General features: G+C 39.0%; 17 protein-coding genes. 8 read left to right on the forward strand and 9 right to left on the reverse strand.

Annotated elements, in window-relative coordinates; all coding sequences use genetic code 11:
- Positions 1–672: efflux RND transporter periplasmic adaptor subunit (locus K2Y18_02000; GenBank protein ID MBX9804508.1), on the reverse strand; the 672-nt coding region annotated here is incomplete at its 3' end.
- Between the two features lie 636 nt (positions 673–1308).
- Between K2Y18_02000 and modA the strand changes: the two genes are divergently transcribed.
- The 3 genes from modA to K2Y18_02015 are packed head-to-tail and all read left to right on the forward strand — an operon-like array spanning position 1309 to position 3882.
- The gene (gene modA / locus K2Y18_02005; protein MBX9804509.1) at positions 1309–2115 is read left to right on the forward strand and encodes a molybdate ABC transporter substrate-binding protein; all 807 of its coding nucleotides are present in this window, start codon (positions 1309–1311) and stop codon (positions 2113–2115) included.
- 11 nt (positions 2116–2126) lie between these two features.
- Positions 2127–2807: a molybdate ABC transporter permease subunit gene (modB, locus tag K2Y18_02010; GenBank protein MBX9804510.1), complete on the forward strand. Its 681-nt coding sequence runs from the start codon at positions 2127–2129 to the stop codon at positions 2805–2807.
- Positions 2800–3882 carry an ABC transporter ATP-binding protein gene (locus K2Y18_02015; protein ID MBX9804511.1) on the forward strand — a complete coding sequence of 361 codons (1083 nt, stop codon included), beginning with the start codon at positions 2800–2802 and terminating at the stop codon, positions 3880–3882. Before modB ends, K2Y18_02015 begins: the two co-directional genes overlap by 8 nt.
- A 39-nt stretch (positions 3883–3921) precedes the next feature.
- On the opposite strand, the gene moaCB is transcribed toward K2Y18_02015, so the two are convergent.
- The 6 genes from moaCB to moaA form a co-directional block, all read right to left on the reverse strand.
- A complete protein-coding gene (gene moaCB, locus K2Y18_02020) occupies positions 3922–4818 on the reverse strand; it encodes a bifunctional molybdenum cofactor biosynthesis protein MoaC/MoaB (protein ID MBX9804512.1) in 897 nt (298 codons plus the stop codon).
- Positions 4815–5240, reverse strand: a complete 426-nt coding sequence (locus tag K2Y18_02025; protein ID MBX9804513.1) for a molybdenum cofactor biosynthesis protein MoaE — start codon at positions 5238–5240, stop codon at positions 4815–4817. Before K2Y18_02025 ends, moaCB begins: the two co-directional genes overlap by 4 nt.
- Positions 5224–6243 carry a ThiF family adenylyltransferase gene (locus K2Y18_02030; GenBank protein ID MBX9804514.1) on the reverse strand — a complete coding sequence of 340 codons (1020 nt, stop codon included), beginning with the start codon at positions 6241–6243 and terminating at the stop codon, positions 5224–5226. The genes K2Y18_02025 and K2Y18_02030 overlap by 17 nt, the downstream gene beginning before the upstream one ends.
- 1 nt (position 6244) lies before the next feature.
- A complete protein-coding gene (locus tag K2Y18_02035) occupies positions 6245–6490 on the reverse strand; it encodes a MoaD/ThiS family protein (protein ID MBX9804515.1) in 246 nt (81 codons plus the stop codon).
- A 74-nt stretch (positions 6491–6564) separates the two neighbouring features.
- Positions 6565–7725, reverse strand: coding sequence for a molybdopterin molybdotransferase MoeA (locus K2Y18_02040; GenBank protein ID MBX9804516.1), 1161 nt, complete (start codon positions 7723–7725; stop codon positions 6565–6567).
- The gene (moaA, locus tag K2Y18_02045; protein MBX9804517.1) at positions 7726–8697 is read right to left on the reverse strand and encodes a GTP 3',8-cyclase MoaA; all 972 of its coding nucleotides are present in this window, start codon (positions 8695–8697) and stop codon (positions 7726–7728) included.
- Positions 8698–9189: 492 nt separating this feature from the next.
- Here moaA and K2Y18_02050 point away from each other — a divergent pair, with 492 nt between their 5' ends.
- Positions 9190–10863: an ABC transporter ATP-binding protein/permease gene (locus tag K2Y18_02050; protein ID MBX9804518.1), complete on the forward strand. Its 1674-nt coding sequence runs from the start codon at positions 9190–9192 to the stop codon at positions 10861–10863.
- A 293-nt stretch (positions 10864–11156) separates the two neighbouring features.
- Here the strand turns inward: K2Y18_02050 and K2Y18_02055 are convergent, their stop codons facing one another.
- Positions 11157–11870 carry a sel1 repeat family protein gene (locus K2Y18_02055; GenBank protein ID MBX9804519.1) on the reverse strand — a complete coding sequence of 238 codons (714 nt, stop codon included), beginning with the start codon at positions 11868–11870 and terminating at the stop codon, positions 11157–11159.
- Positions 11871–12886: 1016 nt separating this feature from the next.
- On the opposite strand from K2Y18_02055, the gene K2Y18_02060 reads away from it, so the two are divergent.
- From K2Y18_02060 to K2Y18_02070, 3 genes are all read left to right on the forward strand, one after another.
- A complete protein-coding gene (locus K2Y18_02060; GenBank protein ID MBX9804520.1) occupies positions 12887–13705 on the forward strand; it encodes a methyltransferase domain-containing protein in 819 nt (272 codons plus the stop codon).
- Positions 13706–14121: 416 nt separating this feature from the next.
- The gene (locus K2Y18_02065; GenBank protein ID MBX9804521.1) at positions 14122–15708 is read left to right on the forward strand and encodes a hypothetical protein; all 1587 of its coding nucleotides are present in this window, start codon (positions 14122–14124) and stop codon (positions 15706–15708) included.
- Between the two features lie 158 nt (positions 15709–15866).
- Positions 15867–17552: a hypothetical protein gene (locus tag K2Y18_02070; GenBank protein MBX9804522.1), complete on the forward strand. Its 1686-nt coding sequence runs from the start codon at positions 15867–15869 to the stop codon at positions 17550–17552.
- A gap of 52 nt (positions 17553–17604) precedes the next feature.
- On the opposite strand, the gene K2Y18_02075 is transcribed toward K2Y18_02070, so the two are convergent.
- Positions 17605–18462 (reverse strand): hypothetical protein, encoded by an 858-nt coding sequence (locus K2Y18_02075; protein ID MBX9804523.1) that lies wholly within the window; start codon positions 18460–18462, stop codon positions 17605–17607.
- A 138-nt stretch (positions 18463–18600) separates the two neighbouring features.
- Between K2Y18_02075 and K2Y18_02080 the strand changes: the two genes are divergently transcribed.
- Positions 18601–19038, forward strand: coding sequence for a hypothetical protein (locus K2Y18_02080; protein ID MBX9804524.1), 438 nt, complete (start codon positions 18601–18603; stop codon positions 19036–19038).
- The last annotated feature ends 1 nt before the right edge of the window (position 19039 follow it).

Genomic DNA, 19039 nt, shown 5'->3' on the forward strand with positions numbered 1-19039 from the left:
TCTTTTGGGCGCATAAACGGTTACTAATGGGTTGTCTTGTTTTGTTTTTTCAAGTTCCGCAATTTGTTTTTCAGAAACGCCTAAAGACCTTAATTTACTCAGAGTGTGTTTTTCATCTGCTTCGTTGTTTCCCTTTGATTGAAGTAAATACTCTTTCTGAGCCAACCTCAGATCACGAGAATATATTGCAAATAGGGGTTCGTCTTTTTCGACCAGTTTCTGAGACTCTTTGGCATAGAGTTTTTGCACCCACCCCTCTACATAAGAATGAATATGGACGACGTTATCTTCATCTGATTTAATCGTCCCAAATGCCCGAATTGTAGGAATTAACGGTCCTTCTTCCACCATAGCCGTTCTGACGCCCAAGCTGTTAATAACCGCGGGGGAGATGGTGATTGTTGATTGGTCTACCTTCTGAGTGCCTTGTTTCGCTTCTTCATAAACGGGTACAAGCTCCATGTTCATGCGGGATTTTCCGGGATGATCATAATGAATTTGAGGCTCCATGGCATCAATCCAATATTGAATTTTCTTGGAAGAGGAGGGAGAAAAAGAAATGAAGCTGTGGAAGACAAAGTAGCCCATCACAAATGCGAGCAGACAAATTCCCATTATTGATAGAGGTTTTGGTCCAAGCTTAGATTCGTATTTATTTCCAAGTAGTTTCATAAAGTAGCCTGCCGTTAGATCCTTAAGCTACTTAAAGTATCGGAAACTTACTCTTAAAAAAGGGTTAAGGAATACTCTTCCATAAACTCCTCCCTCACATTTGTTAACACATAAACTTTGAAACTCACCTTCGCAATCGGATAATCCACTGGCACTTTGAGATGCACCTCTAAATCTGTCAATTTTCCAAAGCAATACTGGTAGATTGTGAACTTTTCTTTGCATTAGTCATTGAGAGAGACGTCGTCGAGCATCTTGTTGTGTAAAATGATGGAGATATGAGGGCAATCCTACTAAATTGTAACTTTCATGGTACCTTCTAAAAAACAACGATAAAAAATACTTGTCTTGAAGCACTAGACATTGCTTGCTTTAATGTCAAGAACAACAGCCAAACAGTTATTAAGTGACAATATATCACAATTTCTAAACTTTTTTTGTGGTACCTTAAAGATTGAAGAGCTATCTGGGCTTAAAAAAATGAGGGATTTCACCATATTTATACGCTGCACAACATGAAGAAATGAGTCTTGCAAATGAGCATAAATATTTGTAGTTTTGTGACAGCAATAAGAAAAATATATTTAGTCTTGATAAACCAACATCACAATTCTTAATAAAAACAGGAGACTGAAATTGAAATCACTTTATTATACCGGCCAAATTTTATTGGCGATTATTCTGAGTTTTAACTCATGGACAATATCGGCTAAAACTACTGAAGACCCAGCCGTTTCAACGGTATCAGTAGCGGCTGCCTCGGATTTGAAATTTGCTTTAGACGAACTGATTATAGCTTTTCAGAAGCAAAATCCAAAAATTGTAATTAAAGTTTCCTATGCTTCATCGGGTACTCTTTTTGCTCAGCTAACACACAAAGCGCCCTTTGATATTTTTCTCTCGGCCGACAAGTCGTATCCAGAAAAATTACTTGAACAGGGTTTGGCAGTAAAAGGATCAGAATTTATCTATGCTATTGGACGCATCGTCATATGGGTTAAGCAAGGCTCGGGCCTTGATGTGCAAAAGCAACAGATCAATATCTTTAAAGATCCTAAGATTCAAAAAATAGCAATCGCAAACCCAAAACATGCCCCCTATGGCCGAGTAGCTAAACAGGCTTTAGAGCACTACAAAATTTATGACCAACTTTCTTCAAAGCTCGTATTTGGGGAGAATATTGCTCAAACAGCACAATTTGTAGAGTCTGGTTCAGCTGACATCGGAATCATATCGTTTTCATTAGCTGGAGCCTCTCCTATGAAAGAACAAGGCGTCTATTGGGAGATACCTCAAGGTGCCTATACACCATTAGAACAACAAGGTGTTGTTTTAGAATGGGCAAAAGAGAAGAAGGCCGTATTCATTTGGAAAAGTTTTTTGCTCTCTGATGCTGCACGAGATATCTTTACACGCCATCACTTCAATTTGCCGAAGAAATAAGTAAATAAGTTATGGAGTGGGAAACTCTCAAATTAACAGCTAAATTAGCCTTTTTTACGACGATTATTCTGATCATTATAGGCTTTCCCCTAGCTTATTGGTTAGCAACATGCCGCAAGCGTTGGAAGATCATTGTTGAAGCAATGGTTGCGTTACCTCTCATTCTACCTCCTACTGTTTTGGGGTATTATCTATTAGTATGTATGAGTCCTAACAGTTGGATAGGAAGGGGTCTTATTTCAATTACAGGACAAAAAGTAGCCTTTTCCTTCACTGGAATATTAATCGCTTCTGTTCTGTACAACCTTCCCTTCATGATGCAACCTTTGATGTCAGTTTTGTCTCGGCTTGATAAACGTTTATTAGAAGCCTCTTGGTGCCTTGGTCAATCTAAACTCAAGACGATGTTTCGCATTGTCATTCCTTTGTGTGGTGCTGGAATTATTAATGCAATGGTTCTTACCTTCTCACATACGGTCGGCGAATTTGGAGTGGTGCTAATGATTGGAGGGAATATTCCTGAAATTACAAGAACCTTGTCCATTTCAGTTTATGATAATGTCCAATCGATGGATTACGCAGCAGCCAATCAAATTTCTCTATTCCTCATTACATTTGCCTTTATCACCCTGCTGATCACGTATACCTTACAGCGTCGTTTGCTCTCTCAAGGATCAACGCTTCATGCTTAATCTTAATGTGAACATTGAAAAGAATTATTCAAAGACATCACAAATTACAGCTAACATTAACTATTCTAACCCCGAGTCGTCAGTCCTCGTCCTCTTCGGACCCTCAGGTAGTGGAAAATCGACCATCTTACGATGCATTGCAGGACTAGAAAGACCATCTAAGGGAGAAATTTGTTTTAATGGTCAGACATGGGTGGATACGGAAAAGAAGAGATATCTTACACCACAAAATCGACATATAGGGTATTTATTCCAGGATTATGCTCTTTTTCCCCATTTAACGATTCTAAATAATATTATTTATGGGCTTGGGAGTGTGCCAAGAAAACAGCAATATGAACGCGCAAAATCTATTATGAGCTCTATGCAGCTCGAGGGATTAGAAAAACGCTTTCCAAAGGAGTTGTCAGGAGGCCAGCAACAGCGGGTAGCGTTAGCCCGGGCTTTAGTTTGTCGCCCAAATCTTTTGTTGTTGGACGAACCTTTATCAGCAATTGACGAGCCCACACGAGATACTTTGCGTCTGGAACTTAAAACGCTCCTCAAAGCCGTTAAGGTTCCAACTATTGTGGTAACTCATGATCTTAAAGAAGCTGTTATCTTGGCAGATGAAATGATCATATGTTCGGAAGGAAAGACTATTCAAAATGGAATCCCACTAGAAATATTAGCACGTCCAAAAACCCTATCCGCAGCAAGGATAGTTGGGGTTGATAATACTCTTCCAGGAACAATAGTGGGCGCTGATAGGAATACGCTGGCCGTCAAAATTGGCGACACATCTATTATGGCCGTTGGAGAATCTGCCCTCCATCAGAATGTATTAGTCTGTATCAGACCCGAAGACATCAACATTATTTATAAAGGGGGTGTAAGTAATGGAATGAGCAATTTATTAAGTGGAAGCATTATCCATATTCAAGAGGAGGGGTCAGTTGTGCGTCTTACCCTCGAATGTGGCTTCCATTTACAATCCTTGATGACGCGTTCTAACTTCATTGATATGAGCCTGTGCTTAGGGATGAGAATCAACTTCTCCATTAAAGAAACCTCTATTCATCTCATCCCAGCTTAACATCTTCCTACTAGTATCAACCCATATCTAACGCTGACTTCAATGCTGCGCCCCCTCTTTGATTGAGAATAAGTGCAACACATATGGAAACAAGACATCCATAGATTCTTTCACAGCGTTTGTAGAGCCTGGTAAAGTAATGATGAGCGTATCTGAAGCAAAGCCTGCAATTCCACGAGATAGCATGGCAAAAGGCGTCCGTTGCTGGCCAAAATTACGCGCTGCTTCCATAATTCCTGGAACTTCACGTTCAATGAGAGGAAGAACAGCTTCAGGAGTTCGATCTCTTTTAGAGAGTCCTGTCCCCCCTGTAGTTAAAACGAGGTCAAATTTATTCTTAATACAATTTTGGATTTGTTCACGGATGAGCTCTTCTTCATCAGGAACGACACAATATTCAACATCGAACTCTGCTAAGCGCTTCATCAATTCTTTACCTGCACCATCTTCTTTCTTGCCAGAGTGAACGCTATCTGAGCAAACAATTACCTTCACTTTTAGCTTTTGCTGTAAGGATTTGCAATCGGATTTACCACCAGATTTTTCTATCAATTTAATATTTGAAATCTCAATTCCTTTATCGATGGGTTTAAGCATGTCATAAATAGTGAGGGCCACAACCGAGGCGCCGTGCATCGCTTCTACTTCAACACCCGTCTTGTAAATCGTTTTCACCTCACAATAAATGATGATATCTTGTTCTAAAAGCTCAAATCGAATATGGGTATATTCTACGGGCAAAGGATGACAATCTGGGATCATGTCAGCCGTACGTTTAACAGCAAAAAGACCGGCTGTACGACTCACCTCCAGCACATCCCCTTTAGGGACGGTTTTGTTATGGATGGCAAGCATAGTTTCGCTCTTGCTAACTTTGACTGTTGCAATAGCAATCGCACGACGTTGAGTCATTATTTTGTGTGCAATATCAATCATGCGTTGACCTTCCATTGGTAGCCTTGATCTTCAAAAATCTCTCTTCCCCAGATGGGCGCTTCTGCCTTAATCCGCTCGACCAAGTAACGACAAGCTTCAAAGGCGGCTTGTCTATGGGGGGCAGACACAAAAACAAATAAGCTGATCTCACCTGCTTTCACTAACCCTAAGCTGTGGGTAACATGCAAACAGGAGATGGAAAACTGTGAGAACATTTCTTCCTTAATGTTTGAAAGCAGCTCTTGAGCCATTTCAGCATAGGCTGTATACTCTATGGCTGTTACATCCTTTCCCTCAATGGAATCCGCTCTTACTTGACCTAAAAAGATATCATGAGCCCCAATATCTGTTTTTGTTTGATGCTTTGTAATGGCCTCTGCTATTACTGATGGCTGAATAGGCCCTTCAACAAATACTTTCATATTCTGTCACTCCTCCTTGAACTGAGTAAATACGATTAAATCGATCTGTTTTGGCTAAGATTTCTGCAGCCAACTGACTGCGATAACCTGTTTGACATATTAAGGCGACTTCTCTTGTTGTTGGAATTTCACCTACACGAAGAGAAAGCTCAGATAAAGGGATCCGATAGACAGAAGAATGACAAATAGGTGGTTCTTCGTGAAGTTCACGAACATCTACCACAATATAGTTATCTTGGTTTTCTCGAAGTTGTTTTGCAGAAATAAAGAGTGTCTTGGGGGAAATGGTATTTTGCTGGAGATCATAAAAGGAAAATCGGCTAAATTCTTGTGCCAGGAGGTTAAATACCAAAAGTTGACCACTTAGGACATCGCCTATCCCTGTGATTAATTTTATGCACTCAGCAGCCTGCAACATCCCTGTCATGCCAGGTAAGACACCTAAAACACCCGTACTTGCGCAATCTGGGATCACCTCCGTACTCTTATAGGGGAACAGTTCACGATATGAAGGTCCTCCTTGATAATTGAAGACAGACACTTGACCTTCATACCGATGAATGGCCCCATAGATCCAGGGCTTTTTTATTGTTTTGCAGCAATCATCTAATAGGTAGCGGGTGCCAAAGTTATCGGAACAATCGATGATCCAGTCATACTGACTCAAAATTGTGGAGGCATTTTCTTCTGTCAACCGATACGGGTAGAGCTCTGTTTTAACCTCGGGATTTAGATTTTTGATATAATCTCCAGCTTCCACAGCTTTATTTTTGCCCAATGACTGAACGCCATAGATCACCTGTCGTTGTAAGTTGCTCTCTTCAACGATATCCGAGTCAACTATCCCCAAACGACCAACTCCAGCAGCAGCGAGATATTGCAAGACAGGACACCCCATGCCACCAGCACCTACAATGACAACAGAAGCTTGGCTAAGACGGCGTTGTCCTTCATGTCCCAATTCTGGTAAGCATATCTGGCGATCGTATCTACTAGAAACCATATTATCCTCCAGAGAATGGTGGCAGCAGGGCAATTTCTGCTTCTGAATTGAGAGGTAATTCTGCGCTTGCGATTTTTCTATCTACTGCCACGAGATAGGGAATCTTATTTAAGGGCAAGTATGTAGCTTCCAGAAACTCCCGTAGTTCCTTAACATTCTGAAGAGGTTCCTGGATCATGATCTCCGGAGCAATTCTTTCTTTCAAAATCCCAAAAAGCTGAATTTTTATATGCCTATTATTCTCCATGAAGCAATCCTCCTCCTCGTTTCAGTTCATATTTACTTTCAGAAACACAATTTCACAGAGAACGAGCTAAATCTCTAAATGATCCTAACATTGACAAGTTCTCCGGGGTTGACCATTTCTTTATCTTCTGGGATACAGACCAAACAATTGGCAATCGCATAGGAATGTAACATGTAGGAGTCTTGACCAGAGAGGACTTCCACTCCGCCTTCATCTGCAACACCTTTTAGGAAATGCGTGAGTCCACTCTTTTTCTGGAACTGATTTTTCAAAGGAAGGGCGGTAGTGAATGTATCCTTCAATTGCAGAGCCATAGTTACATATTCGTAAAAGCAAGTCAGGGTCGATCCAGGATTTCCAGGCAGACCAAATATTAATTTGCTCCCTAATGTCCCAAAAAAAAGAGGTTTTCCAGGCTTTTGTTTGACACCATGAAATATTTTGGTGACCCCAGCCTTTTCAAGAAGAGGAACGACGTAATCATAAGTGCCAACGGAGACGCCACCACTGATCAATATTATATCGCTTTTATGCAATGCATTCTGGATTTGTTGAAATATGAGTTCTGGCTCATCTAAAATATGAGCGATATCAATTGGCGTTGAATTCCACTCTTTGAGAGCCGCACACAAAAGGTCTTGGTTAGAGTTATAGATCTTTCCAGGTTGAAGCGGTTCTCCTGGTTTTGTTACTTCGTTGCCTGTGGTAAGAATTGTAACAGAAGGCTTTTTAAATACCTCAATCTCTGTTAATCCAAAGCTTGAAAAGTATCCTGCTGCTGCTGGTGACAGTATTTGGCCCTTTTCCAGAATAAGCTGACCTTTTTGAATATCTGATCCTACGGGTCGTACATTCTGTCCTATTTTAAGGTTTTCAGCGTTGAAAGAAACCCCTTCAGAAGAGGTATTTGCTTGTTCTTGCATAACAACCGTATCTGCTCCAACAGGCACCTCAGCACCGGTCATGATGCGAATGGTGGTGTTTTCTTCAAGAGAGAGGGTGGAGTGATCTCCAGCTGCTACTTCTCCTATTAACTTAAAAACTCCATTTTTGAGATCTTGAAACCGGATAGCATACCCATCAACAGAAGATTGTACAAAGGGTGGAAGAGACAAAGGAGCGTAAAGATCAGATGCCACCCTCAATCCATAAGCTTCTCTAAGAGGAACTTTTATTGACACTGGAGTCGGCAAATGTTGCTTCACTAACGCCTTAGCTGCACCAACAGTAATCATCTAACCTCCAATGGAAATCATGCTGCGATTATTCATTTTCGAACCTAACTCCTGTCCTCCGAAGCTGGCAAATTTAGCTTCTACGGTTTGTAAAATGAGAGGGCGAATATCTCCTCCTGTGCGATAGACGGAGAGGAGATCAGTTTCTGATTGAGAGAAAAGACAGTTTTTCATCTTTCCATCAGCCGTTAGCCTTAAGCGATTACAATCGCTACAAAATGGTGCTGTTACAGTGCTGATGATTCCAAAGGTACCCTTGAAATCCTTGACTTGGTATTTTTTATCCGTGTCATGAGGTTTGTCTTGAATTTTTATAACGTCGTATTTCTCAGTGATTTGTTCCATCATATCGTGATAACTGAATACCTTGGTTTTTTCCCAATCATTCCCTTTGAATGGCATGAACTCAATAAAACGGATGTGAAATGCTTTATGGCGAGTCCACTCCACAAAATCAGAGATCTCCGTTTCATTTATTCCATTCATCACTACCATGTTTAATTTTACATTAAAGTTGCGCTCGAGGAGAGCATCTAGGTTGTCTTTGACTTTCTCAAAAGCGTCAACACGTGTGATCCTTTTAAACTTGCTGGGATCTAATGTATCCAAGCTAACATTGATCGCTTTCAATCCTATTTCTTCGAAGCAATTTAAATATTTATTTAAGAAGAAGCCGTTTGTTGTAATTGCCAGGCTCAAGGGAAGACGCCCAACTCGGTAAAAAATGTCCATGGCATCTTTTCGAACAAGAGGTTCTCCCCCTGTGAATCTTAGGCGATCAACGCCAAACTCCACAAAGATTTTTACGATCTCTTCGATCTCTTCAGCCTTCATCTGAGATGCTGAAGGTTTAAGAATATCTCCAAAATCTGCTACGCAATATTGACAACGAAAGTTGCATGCCTCCGTAAGCGATACTCGGAGGTAATTATGTTTGCGCCCAAACTTGTCAACAAGAAGATTTGTATCCATCAAGGCGGAGTTTAATAGAGAGTGCTTAGCTCTGTAAATAGCCAATTGGAATAATTAGTAAGGGTAATTTGCCAATCTTTACCATTTCTCCAGTAAATGTGTAGTTTTAACTTAAATTCAGATTAATTATTTTGGTATTCTCAAGGAAAATTAATCAAAATAATGATAACCTTAATGGTCAAAGATGTTTTTTTTGGGAAGATTAGGATATTTTTAAACCGGCTGTGAATATTTCATATTATGAGTTAATATCTGCCAGGAAGCTCTCACTGAAGTTTGACGTTTGAACCATGCTCACTGCTTTCCAACTCCGCATGCTTCATTATCCAGGCAATCCATGCTCAAACATTCAAGAAAGCTTATCGAGTGAGGATGAGATAAATGGTCGCAAGATCAAGAAACAACAATCTTTTGGGCACAAGTACCCGATATCGATCAATATATGATTTCTTATGGGAGGTGATAAGACCATTCAAATGGAAATATGCCATCATGCTAATCGCCCCAATCCTAGGTGCTTTCTATGACTTTGCGAATAGCTATGCCATTAAGCTCGTGGTTGATGCTTTTTCCATTGAACATCAAATAACCTATCAAGCTTTAGTTTGGCCTATTGCGATCTTTGTTGGGGCACAAATTTTCATAGATGTTTTATGGCGTATTGCTGATTTTATGGAATGGCGAACGGAACCATATGTTCGACAATCTATCTTGAATATTGTGTACGACTACGTCCAGCACAATCCCTATCATTTCTTTCAAAATACCCATTCTGGCTCTATCACCAGCAAAATTAAAGGGATCTTAGATGGTTATGATAATTTTTGGGCAGCGTTACATCATGAGTTTACACCAAAAGTAGCGAGTACAATCGTGCTCACAGCTGTGCTTGCGATTGTTAATGTCAAAGTCTGTCTTTTTGTTGCCGTTTGGGGGCTCTGTTTTTTCCTCATTATGTATCGACTTTCGATGACTATGGACAAGCTCTCCTTTGCTAATGCGAATGATCGGCATACCATCTTTGGTTTGATTGCAGATAATATTGCAAATATCTTTACGATCTTTTCTTTTGCAACTCGGAAAACAGAACTGAAACGATTAAATCATCTCATTGAAAGTGACTTTATCCCCTCTAACGTTAGAATGAGCAAATTCAACCTGTCTGCCAACGTCATAGCAGCATTTATGTATTGGTTTATCCTCATTTCATTATTCATCTTTATGATTCATTTAAGACAAACTGGGCAAGCTTCCAGCGGTGACTTGGTCTTTGTGATGGCGATTAGCACAAAAATGAGCAGTGATCTCTGGCAGATGATCCAAAGAATGCAAAAGTTCATGAAAAACATTGGGGATTTTAAAAGTGCTTTTGAACTCTTAAAGACGCCTCAAGAGGAAACAGAGCTATTGGTTTCTGATGATATCAAGATACTGAGGCCAAGCATCGTTTTTGACAATGTTACTTTTTCTTATGATTCAGGACGACCAATTTTTAATGGGCTATCCTTGAATATTAAACCAGGGGAGAAGGTTGGACTCGTCGGCGTTTCTGGTGCTGGAAAATCCACCTTAGTTTCCTTGTTGCTCAAATATTTTAGCATACAGCATGGACAAATTCTAATCGACAGCCAAGACACGTCAAAATATTCAGCAAATACCATTCGGGAACACGTAGCGGTCATTCCACAAGACATCATGTTGTTTCACCGTAGTATTCTCGATAACATCCTTTATGGAAATCTTGAGGCTTCCAAAGATCAAGTAAAAAACGCTGCCAAAATGGCCAATATCCATGATTTTATCATGAGTTTACCGGAGCAATATGATAGTTTGGTTGGAGAACGTGGCGTAAAATTAAGCGGGGGACAACGGCAGCGCATTGCCATTGCACGGGCTATCTTGAAGAATGCACCAATTTTGGTTCTAGATGAAGCTACTTCCAGTCTCGATACCGAAGCGGAACAGCTGATTCAAGCCAGTCTTAATACATTGCTAAACACCTCTAATATTACCGTATTAGCTATTGCCCATCGGCTATCGACCTTAAAGCATATGGACAGAATTATCGTACTGGAACACGGTAAAATTGTTGAAGAAGGCACCCACAATGCCCTAATTGGGCGCAACAGCATTTATAAAAAAATATGGGAATTGCAAAAAATTTAAGTGGAGTCAAGACAGACCTGACTCTGGTGAGTCCTCATAAATTTACAGAAATAAAATAAGTTAATTTAACAGGCAGGCGAATTCTTACAAGAAGCACTCTATGTTTTGCGAACAAATATTCATTTTGAAGCCTTATTATAAACATGAAAACACTATACGTGTAGTTAATTGATCTTTTTATGAGGGTTAGGAGAAGTCTATGTTAAAGTGAACAATAAATGAGTTTTTATCTTTAAATACCACGAGAGAAACGTTTTTCTTTTATGTTTGAAACATCGCACTTAAATCAATATTCACATCTTTAATATCTTAAGGGTCTGTATAGCGGTTTTGTGGCCTTGATCAGCAGCTTTTCTGTACCATTTCACAGCTTCTGCTTTATCTTGGTGAGTTCCCTCACCGTTATAGTAACAAACTCCAATATGAAACTGACCCTCTGGAGCTCCTTGATCGGCTGCTTTCTTGTACCATTTCATAGCTTCTGCTTTATCTTGACGAATCCCCTCACCGTGGTAATAACGACACCCAAGGTTACATTGAGCTTTTACATGCCCTTGATCAGCGGCCTTTCTTAACCACTTTACAGCTTCTGCTTTATCCTGAGAAACTCCTTCGCCTTTAGCATAAAAAATTCCAAGATTAAATTGAGCAGATGCATATTCTTGATCTGCGGACTTTCTAAACCATTTTACAGCTTCTGCTTTATCTTGACGAATCTCATCCCCATAATAATAACAAACTCCAATATGAAATTGAGCGTTTGCATCTCCTTGATCAGCCGCTTTTGTTAATCTTTTCATAGCTTCTGCTTTATTTTGACGAATATCCTCACAGTAGTAATTACCACACTCAAGATTAGATTGATTTTTTATATCTTCCTGTTCAGTGGGTAAGCGAGAATACTTTACCGATTTCTTCTGATCTTTGGAACCAGCATTATCTTTATTGTGTTTTACCCCAAGCGTAAAAAAATCTTGGGTATCTTTTTTTTGCGAACGCACAAACATTGTCTTTTTAGATTTTTTTCTTTCTTCTAAAGGAAAAGTGCTACGTTCATCCATAGCATGAAGATTTGTAGTTTGATGAAGCAAAATCAACATTAAAGATGAATAAGTTAAGATTCCTCTTACATTTTTGTTTATCATAATCTTATCCTCCATGTTTATTCAAATAAATCTAAAACACTCAGATAAATAACACATTCTATTCCATTACACAATAAAATTTTAGAATACATCAACCAGATGATGGAGTTGTAAAGTACCGTCAACTTGCATGGGTCTCAATGTATCTTAAAAAAACAGTGAGCTTACAGGGAGTGGTGAAATTGTAATGAGGGTTGGACAATATGCAGTATTCAATTTACATATACCCGGCAAGCTCAGGCTATTTTCGGTCACTACTTCCACAAGAACCACTCATATCTACAAGAATGTATAAATTAACTGGGCCTTAGCTTTTATGCCCTAACAGCCACAGAGCTAATATCCTGGGATGAAAAATGAGTATAATAAATCAATTTGAATTAACTTATACAGATTTTTGTGCATTGACTGAATTTGATACAGACAAGTTTGGTGATAGACACTTCATTTGCTATCTCGGCACACGGGTTACCCATAGAATTTTAAGCCAAAAATTCATTCAGTACCCTTTAATTTCTGAATATATATTTAAAGGGTTGAAGAAAAAGACTCGTAATAATCGAGTAAGTAGTTCTCTGTGAATGAGAACTACTTACTCAATTTATGGAACAGGATTTGATGTGATAAAAAGAATAGCCTCACTCGTATGAGTTTTATAATTGCCGTTTTTCTCTTTGCTCTTTTTCATATTTGTGTTTTACCCCCTTATTTTATCAAGTAGAGGCGAAAAAGAGCTCCTAGAAACAATTTTTTACTTCTCATTTAAATTATTTATACAACATTCTATTAACACTTGGCTTGCGACAATTTTCTGCCTTGACTGCAATTGTATAAAAAGTTAAATTAATTTTCTTAATAACAACTATGAAGAGGTAACTATGAGAAAAAACAGTCTAATAATTTGTACTTTAATTTCTTTAACGCTAAGTCAACATGCAGCCCCTTCTCATGCGCAAGAGCGAGATGAAGGTTGGTTGGGAGGAATAGCACGTAAATCTCAAAATTTTTGTTACAATGTGATGGCTCGTACATTTTGGGATCCTATGATGAGTGGATTTCAACCGGGACGCAAGATTGCAATGGAACAACTTGATATACAGCCATCTGATCGAGTTCTTTTTGTTGGAGAAGGAACAGGTTTGGATTTTGACGTCCTTCCTGCAACCTTGAACAAAGCTAATCTGTACGCTTTCGATTTTTCTCCTGAAATGGTAAAGCAAGCAAAATTAAAAGCGCCCAAGTTTAATATACCTGTTGAAAACTGTTTTGAGGGAGATGCACAGAGATTGTCTTACACAGATGAAAAGTTTGATAAAATTTACTTCCCTCTTTCTTTGGGCTCAATCCCTGATCCTCATCAAGCTCTAAAAGAGGCAGAAAGAGTCTTAGAAAGGAACGGCAAGGTTGTCGTCTTTGAAAAGCTTGTGGATGATGGTCAAAAGCTTTCATGGGGAAGATGGGCTGTGGGTTTGTTTACAAGATGGCTATTTGCTGATATTAACCGAAATCTCACCCAAATGATGGGAGATGATACGAAGTTCAAGATTGTTTATTATGATTCTGTGGAAGGTAAGTTAACAGGCATTTTAGGAAGATGTCTCGCTCCTTATTACCGGATTGGCACCCTTGTGCGAGCCGAAGACTATCCCGATCTTCCCACACTAAAGGCAGTTTTGAGTCACCCCAAACAAGACTAATAAAGTTAGAAAATGGCCTCTATTTTTATTAGAAATGGTTTTAAGTGACATGAAGGAAGGTAACAAAAAGTGCAGTGTAAAAATAAATGGGGAAATTTGTTTGTTATTTCAGACGGAGGGTATATATAAGGATACTGCCTTAGAACAGAGGGAAGATTTGTCAATTGTAGGCTCATGGCTCTTCTTAGATAGATGCAAGGCTCGTTGGAGTCAAACGACAAAGTCAATATATTTATATTCTCTTCCTGGTATGGGACCTGGTCCAAGGGTGGTTCATTTAAAATTTAATACTTAAGAAGCAAAGAAGGAACATCCTTCTGAATTCTCTTAATAAATTTTACTAATCAACGCTTTGATTTCAAAAGGAAGAATTTGTTGGCCTGAACGCCTTTATTAAAGAGCTAAGGAGAAAAAACATGCAATTAAAACTCTTTCCTTTATTTTTGATTATTGTTTGTTCCCTTTTTAATTTAGGGTATGCGTGTGAAGATCATGAAGTTACAAAAACTAACAGATTTTCACTTTCACAAACTGCATGTGAAGCCTCTGAGGCAGGAAAAAGAGATCAGTTTTATTTAATTTTAAGTGTAAGATCACCTACTAAAATTCCCCTTCACCAAACTCTATCTGAAATCAGGCCAGAAAAATTATTATTAATTGCTGGAGATAAATATTTTTCTGAACAAGAAAAAGAAGGATTGGCGCCTTTTTTTAATACCATTGTAAGAGTCAAGAATTATCGAGACTCAGGAAATTTAGAAATGGAAGTATGCAACCTATACCAACAAAAACCCTTTCAAAAAATAATAGCTTATCATGAGTATGATCTCCTTCGTGCAGCTAGATTAAGGGAATTTTTTGGCTTAGAAGGGCAAAACTACCAAAGTGCTCTCACCTTCCGCAATAAGATATTAATGAAAAATATTTTATTAAGAGCGGGAATCAAGGTTCCTACTTTTGCCCCTGTATATAGTCCTTTTGATATTCTGGATTTTACAAGTAAAAATGGCTTTCCTGTTGTTGTTAAGCCAGTTATGGGTACAGGAGGTGATAGAGCAACTATTTTAAGAAGCTTACCAGATGTAGAAGGTTTTGCTCGAAGTGAAAAAGCCTTCAACGATACTTATCATACAGATTTAGAGATAGAAAGCTTTGTTGAAGGGACAACTTATCATGTGGATGGCTTCATCAAGGACGGTAGAATTATTGCTTCTTGGCCATCCATTTGCCTTAACCATTGTATCGACTTACAGGTAGGTAAATACGTTGCTCATCATCACCTTGAGCCGCAAAATCCAATGGTAGAAAGATTAAACAGGTATGCAGAATTAGTCGTAAAAAGCCTTCCAACCCCTACCAACACGGCTTTTCTTCTTGAGCTGTTCTACAACAAGGCAAAAGATGAAATTATTTTCTGTGAAATAGCTGCCAGAGTCGGGGGTGGCGTTAAAGAAATGTGGCCTGAAGCTTTTGGTATTGATTTGGAAGGTGAGTTTATTCGCATGCAGGCTGGTCTCCCGTTACCAGAGAAACTCGATCATTTTTTTGAATCCATTAAGGCTGCTCCTCGCTTAAGGATGATTTCTGGGTGGATAATTTTTCCAAAACTATCGGGCGTCCTAAAATCGATTCAAAAGACTACCCCATTTCCCTGGGTAAGAGAATACATTGTAAGAGTTGAACCAGGTGTTATAACTCACTCATCAGCAAATGTATCTGATTCCGTTGCCTCTGCATTTTTAGTAGCTGAGAGTGAGGTTCAGTTTGAAGACCGTATTACTCAACTCGCTGAATGGTTTAATAAAGAAACCATTTGGGGAACAGCAAATGTTTCTAAGGAGGTTATGAACTGCTTAGAAGCTTGTGAGATGTGGTCATGCCAGTGTGGGTGTATAATGGATAGTCAGCTTGCTCAGGCCTATAAGGAAGCTTGCAAAAAGTGTGCACAAGAGTGTAGAAAACAAATTTTAAGTGTTTGTCTTCCTAAAAAGCCCGGAGAATAAAATATTTTATAATCAAAGAATTAAAAAATTAGAGGACATGTTAATAAACGAAATGTATTACAAAAATTTTTGAGACAATACATGGATTCCTTTAATAACTTTGTTAATAACAGAAAATATGATAAAAAGAAAATATTAAACTCAGAAAGGTATTGCTGATGGATGTAAATCAACAAATGTATAACACAGGAAGTAATATTTCCTATTATTTTATTAAAATATGTCTTATGGCTTGTTTTTTTAGTTTTTTAGGAATTGGTGACACCTCTTCAATGGACGAAGAAGAAGATCATCCCAATCATTCTCTTGTTAGTGCCAAAAAAACTGGACCTTCTTCTGGAGAATTAACTCCTCTTGTTGCAAGTATAAATATAGAAAGAGGGGAAAGCCATCTTTATTCTTTTATTCAGAAATACCTCGTTCAACAAGAAGAAATCCCAGAATCCAAGCCTAAGAAAGTCTTGCGTTTTAGTGGCAGAGGTCTTGCTATTGTTCTCGGCAGCTTAGCAGGGATTCCTTTTTTTGAAGTAGCAAAAGAAGCGGGAGGAGGAAATGGAATCTTGGGTTGGGGAGTAGGAATTACTAATGCTATAGCAACATCAGGTACTGGTGCCTGGGCTACTTTTAATCTCTTGCAAGGTTTGAATCCTCAATCGGAAGAGGAAAGAATTCTTCTACAAGACAGCAGATTACCCATTCCGGGTCATATTGCTGCACATGGCCTTGGATTGGTTGTAGCTGTCCCTACCGCATACATGGCTGCTCGATTTAATACTCATAAATGGTTCGCAGGGATAAGTTACTTATTAGATTACAGCCTTAAAACAAGCGGTTATCTTAATTTCTTTAAGAAAGTTAGTGCACAAAAAAGTAAAATTAGAAGTTCTCTAGGAATAGGGGATCAAGAATCCACAGAAGTGGATCCTTCTCTTCAAAAAATACAGAAGTTTCTAATACAGCATTTATCACACAAAGTTATTCCTGCTCTCCTTACTATGTCTAGTGAAGAAAGAGATCATTTCATTGAGCTAATTTATCAGGAAGATAACCTTAAGGCAGAGCAGTATCTTGATTTCCTCTTTAATGTTTGCTCTCTCAGCTCTTCTGATAGACAAACCCCTGACACATGGAAGAAGGGATATCCTAAAGTAGCTTTAATAAGTGGTTTAAGCATATCGGCTGTGCTTAATCTGTTCCATAATGGTATATGTGGCTATGAGGCGTGGCAGATGGTCTATGATAACTCTGCTTTTACTATACCTATGGCTGCCTTAAGTACCATCCCAATCTTTATTCTTGAGATGCAAGCTACTATTGAAACAGGACGTTTATTGTACGATGCTACTTTTTATCGTATTTATGGAGAACCTCAACCTTCGTTATTACATACTCTTTATCCAAAGCTCTCTCGAGTAATTCCGTTCGTTTGCATACCTTTAGCCGCAGTAACAGCCTATGTTGGTCGGTTTATGGTTGTAGATATTTTAAAGGAAGTTCTTCCTCAGGAAGGACCTCGGTTGTTCTTTGCGATAGGAGGTTTTATGGGGCCTTTCCTCTTTGCTGCCTATGCCAACTACTCAGTAATACAAGACCTCCTATTGAGTTATATGGGCTCCTTTGGGAAAACAAGTGAAAAAAACCTTGTCCTTCTCATTCAGAACATTGAAAAACTAAGCAAAATTATTGGTCTTACGAAAAAAGAAGAAATACAAAGTTTTATTGATCATTCCAATATTCAAAATTTAATATCCTCGATAAACAACGGAGAAACAAGAGAAGAAGTTTCTCTAAATCAAGAGACAAGGTCGAGAGATGTCTCAAATAATAATTGTGGAGTTATGTAAGGGCAAACCCAGCAACTGCCGATTTTAATTTGTCCAACACAATGTTGCACAATTACGAAGGTTCATTCACAACAAGCCCAAACGGTGCAAAGAGTTCCTTGCCATTAACCTTCACTTGAGCAAACATCTTAATAAACCCGGCTTTTTCGGGTTCTATATGGAATTGAAGCTCAGGTCCCCCCCTGTCTGTATCTTTTGTGGGTTCTGTGCCCATAGGATGAATGTGGACAACACTCTTAAGATCGTCCCCAAACCCAACAATATGAGCAAAAGAGCCCATAATGGGTTCTAAAGACTTAACCGGGTTTCCTTTATCATCGGTAATAACTATTTTACCCATAGTTGCCTTACCAGCCTGTAAATCGGGGCTATCAAATGTTAGCTTAAAAGTCAGTCCTTCTACACTACTTTGCATAGATGCAGTTCGATTAATCTCTGCCTTGGATCCTTGAGAGGTCGTTAAATCAGCAATCGCATATTCTTGGACATTCGTATCTAACGGAAAGAGGTCTGCCCAAACCCGGTAATTAGCGTTTTTCTTTGTAGGGCTCCACTCAAATTCATAAACACCAGCCTCTTTTGTTGGTTTTGGGTGGATATGACTGTAATCCTCCAGACTATCATCAATGATTAATAAATGAATCTTCTGGGTGTGCACCTCTTTAAGATTGTCTAAGGGAACAGGGCTATCATCTTTAGTTTTTGTCAGCTTTATTTGAACGACTTTTTTATCATCCTTGTCTTCTACCTTCGGAACAGATAATTTGATGCTCGGCTCGGAGGCTTTACTTTTGGCAGCTTCCCCATGGGCTGTATGGTCCATCCCTGCATGTTCGTCTTTATCACCGTGCCCGTGAAGAGGGGACATGAATAATAGAGAAAAAACCGCTAAAAAAATCATTCGTTTCATCATTTTCCTCACCCTAATTTAAAAAACTACGCATAATTAATCACTATATTTTTAATTCTATAGAAAAATTAATCAAATGTTAAGGAAATAAATAGAAGATAAAATTGTGAGGAGAAATCTTATTAGGGGAGTTAGAACATGAGAATTTTAGGCATAACCTTAATCTTGGCATTTTTAGCTCCAAGCATCTTCGCCCATGCTGGGCACGACCATGAGAAGGAAACGGCACAAGTTGCAAAGCCATCCCCTTCAGCAGAGCATCCTTCGGCTTCAGGTCGCATGTTTGAGGTCGTAATGGAACGATGTGAGGCTGACAAGGTTGATCTATATATATCCGACAGCCAAACCAATGAACCTATAGCAGACGCACAAGTGGAAGTTTTGGCCACTGGGGATACAAGTTTAACAAGTAAGGCAGCGGCCACAAAATCACCTGGTGTCTATCTTTTAATCCTCAAAGCCAATGATGGCAACAAAGTTACCTTAGAGCTTAAGGTTTCCACGCCTAAAATGAGCGAATCTCTCACTTTGACCGTGCCTCAATGGCCAAAAGCTTCAGGGAAATGTGCCCCTTAAG

The organism is Alphaproteobacteria bacterium (genome assembly GCA_019746225.1).
GTDB lineage: Bacteria > Pseudomonadota > Alphaproteobacteria > Paracaedibacterales > VGCI01 > VGCI01.

What these genes read in the sequence shown, in the direction of transcription:
- modB (MBX9804510.1), top strand. Translation starts at nt 2,127, where the DNA reads ATGGAGTGGGAAACTCTCAAATTAACAGCTAAATTAGCCTTTTTTACG.
- K2Y18_02015 (MBX9804511.1), top strand. Translation starts at nt 2,800, where the DNA reads ATGCTTAATCTTAATGTGAACATTGAAAAGAATTATTCAAAGACATCA.
- moaCB (MBX9804512.1), bottom strand. Translation starts at nt 4,818, where the DNA reads ATGATTGATATTGCACACAAAATAATGACTCAACGTCGTGCGATTGCT.
- K2Y18_02025 (MBX9804513.1), bottom strand. Translation starts at nt 5,240, where the DNA reads ATGAAAGTATTTGTTGAAGGGCCTATTCAGCCATCAGTAATAGCAGAG.
- K2Y18_02030 (MBX9804514.1), bottom strand. Translation starts at nt 6,243, where the DNA reads ATGGTTTCTAGTAGATACGATCGCCAGATATGCTTACCAGAATTGGGA.
- K2Y18_02035 (MBX9804515.1), bottom strand. Translation starts at nt 6,490, where the DNA reads ATGGAGAATAATAGGCATATAAAAATTCAGCTTTTTGGGATTTTGAAA.
- K2Y18_02040 (MBX9804516.1), bottom strand. Translation starts at nt 7,725, where the DNA reads ATGATTACTGTTGGTGCAGCTAAGGCGTTAGTGAAGCAACATTTGCCG.
- moaA (MBX9804517.1), bottom strand. Translation starts at nt 8,697, where the DNA reads ATGGATACAAATCTTCTTGTTGACAAGTTTGGGCGCAAACATAATTAC.
- K2Y18_02050 (MBX9804518.1), top strand. Translation starts at nt 9,190, where the DNA reads ATGCTAATCGCCCCAATCCTAGGTGCTTTCTATGACTTTGCGAATAGC.
- K2Y18_02055 (MBX9804519.1), bottom strand. Translation starts at nt 11,870, where the DNA reads ATGTTTGTGCGTTCGCAAAAAAAAGATACCCAAGATTTTTTTACGCTT.
- K2Y18_02060 (MBX9804520.1), top strand. Translation starts at nt 12,887, where the DNA reads ATGAGAAAAAACAGTCTAATAATTTGTACTTTAATTTCTTTAACGCTA.
- K2Y18_02065 (MBX9804521.1), top strand. Translation starts at nt 14,122, where the DNA reads ATGCAATTAAAACTCTTTCCTTTATTTTTGATTATTGTTTGTTCCCTT.
- K2Y18_02070 (MBX9804522.1), top strand. Translation starts at nt 15,867, where the DNA reads ATGGATGTAAATCAACAAATGTATAACACAGGAAGTAATATTTCCTAT.
- K2Y18_02075 (MBX9804523.1), bottom strand. Translation starts at nt 18,462, where the DNA reads ATGAAACGAATGATTTTTTTAGCGGTTTTTTCTCTATTATTCATGTCC.
- K2Y18_02080 (MBX9804524.1), top strand. Translation starts at nt 18,601, where the DNA reads ATGAGAATTTTAGGCATAACCTTAATCTTGGCATTTTTAGCTCCAAGC.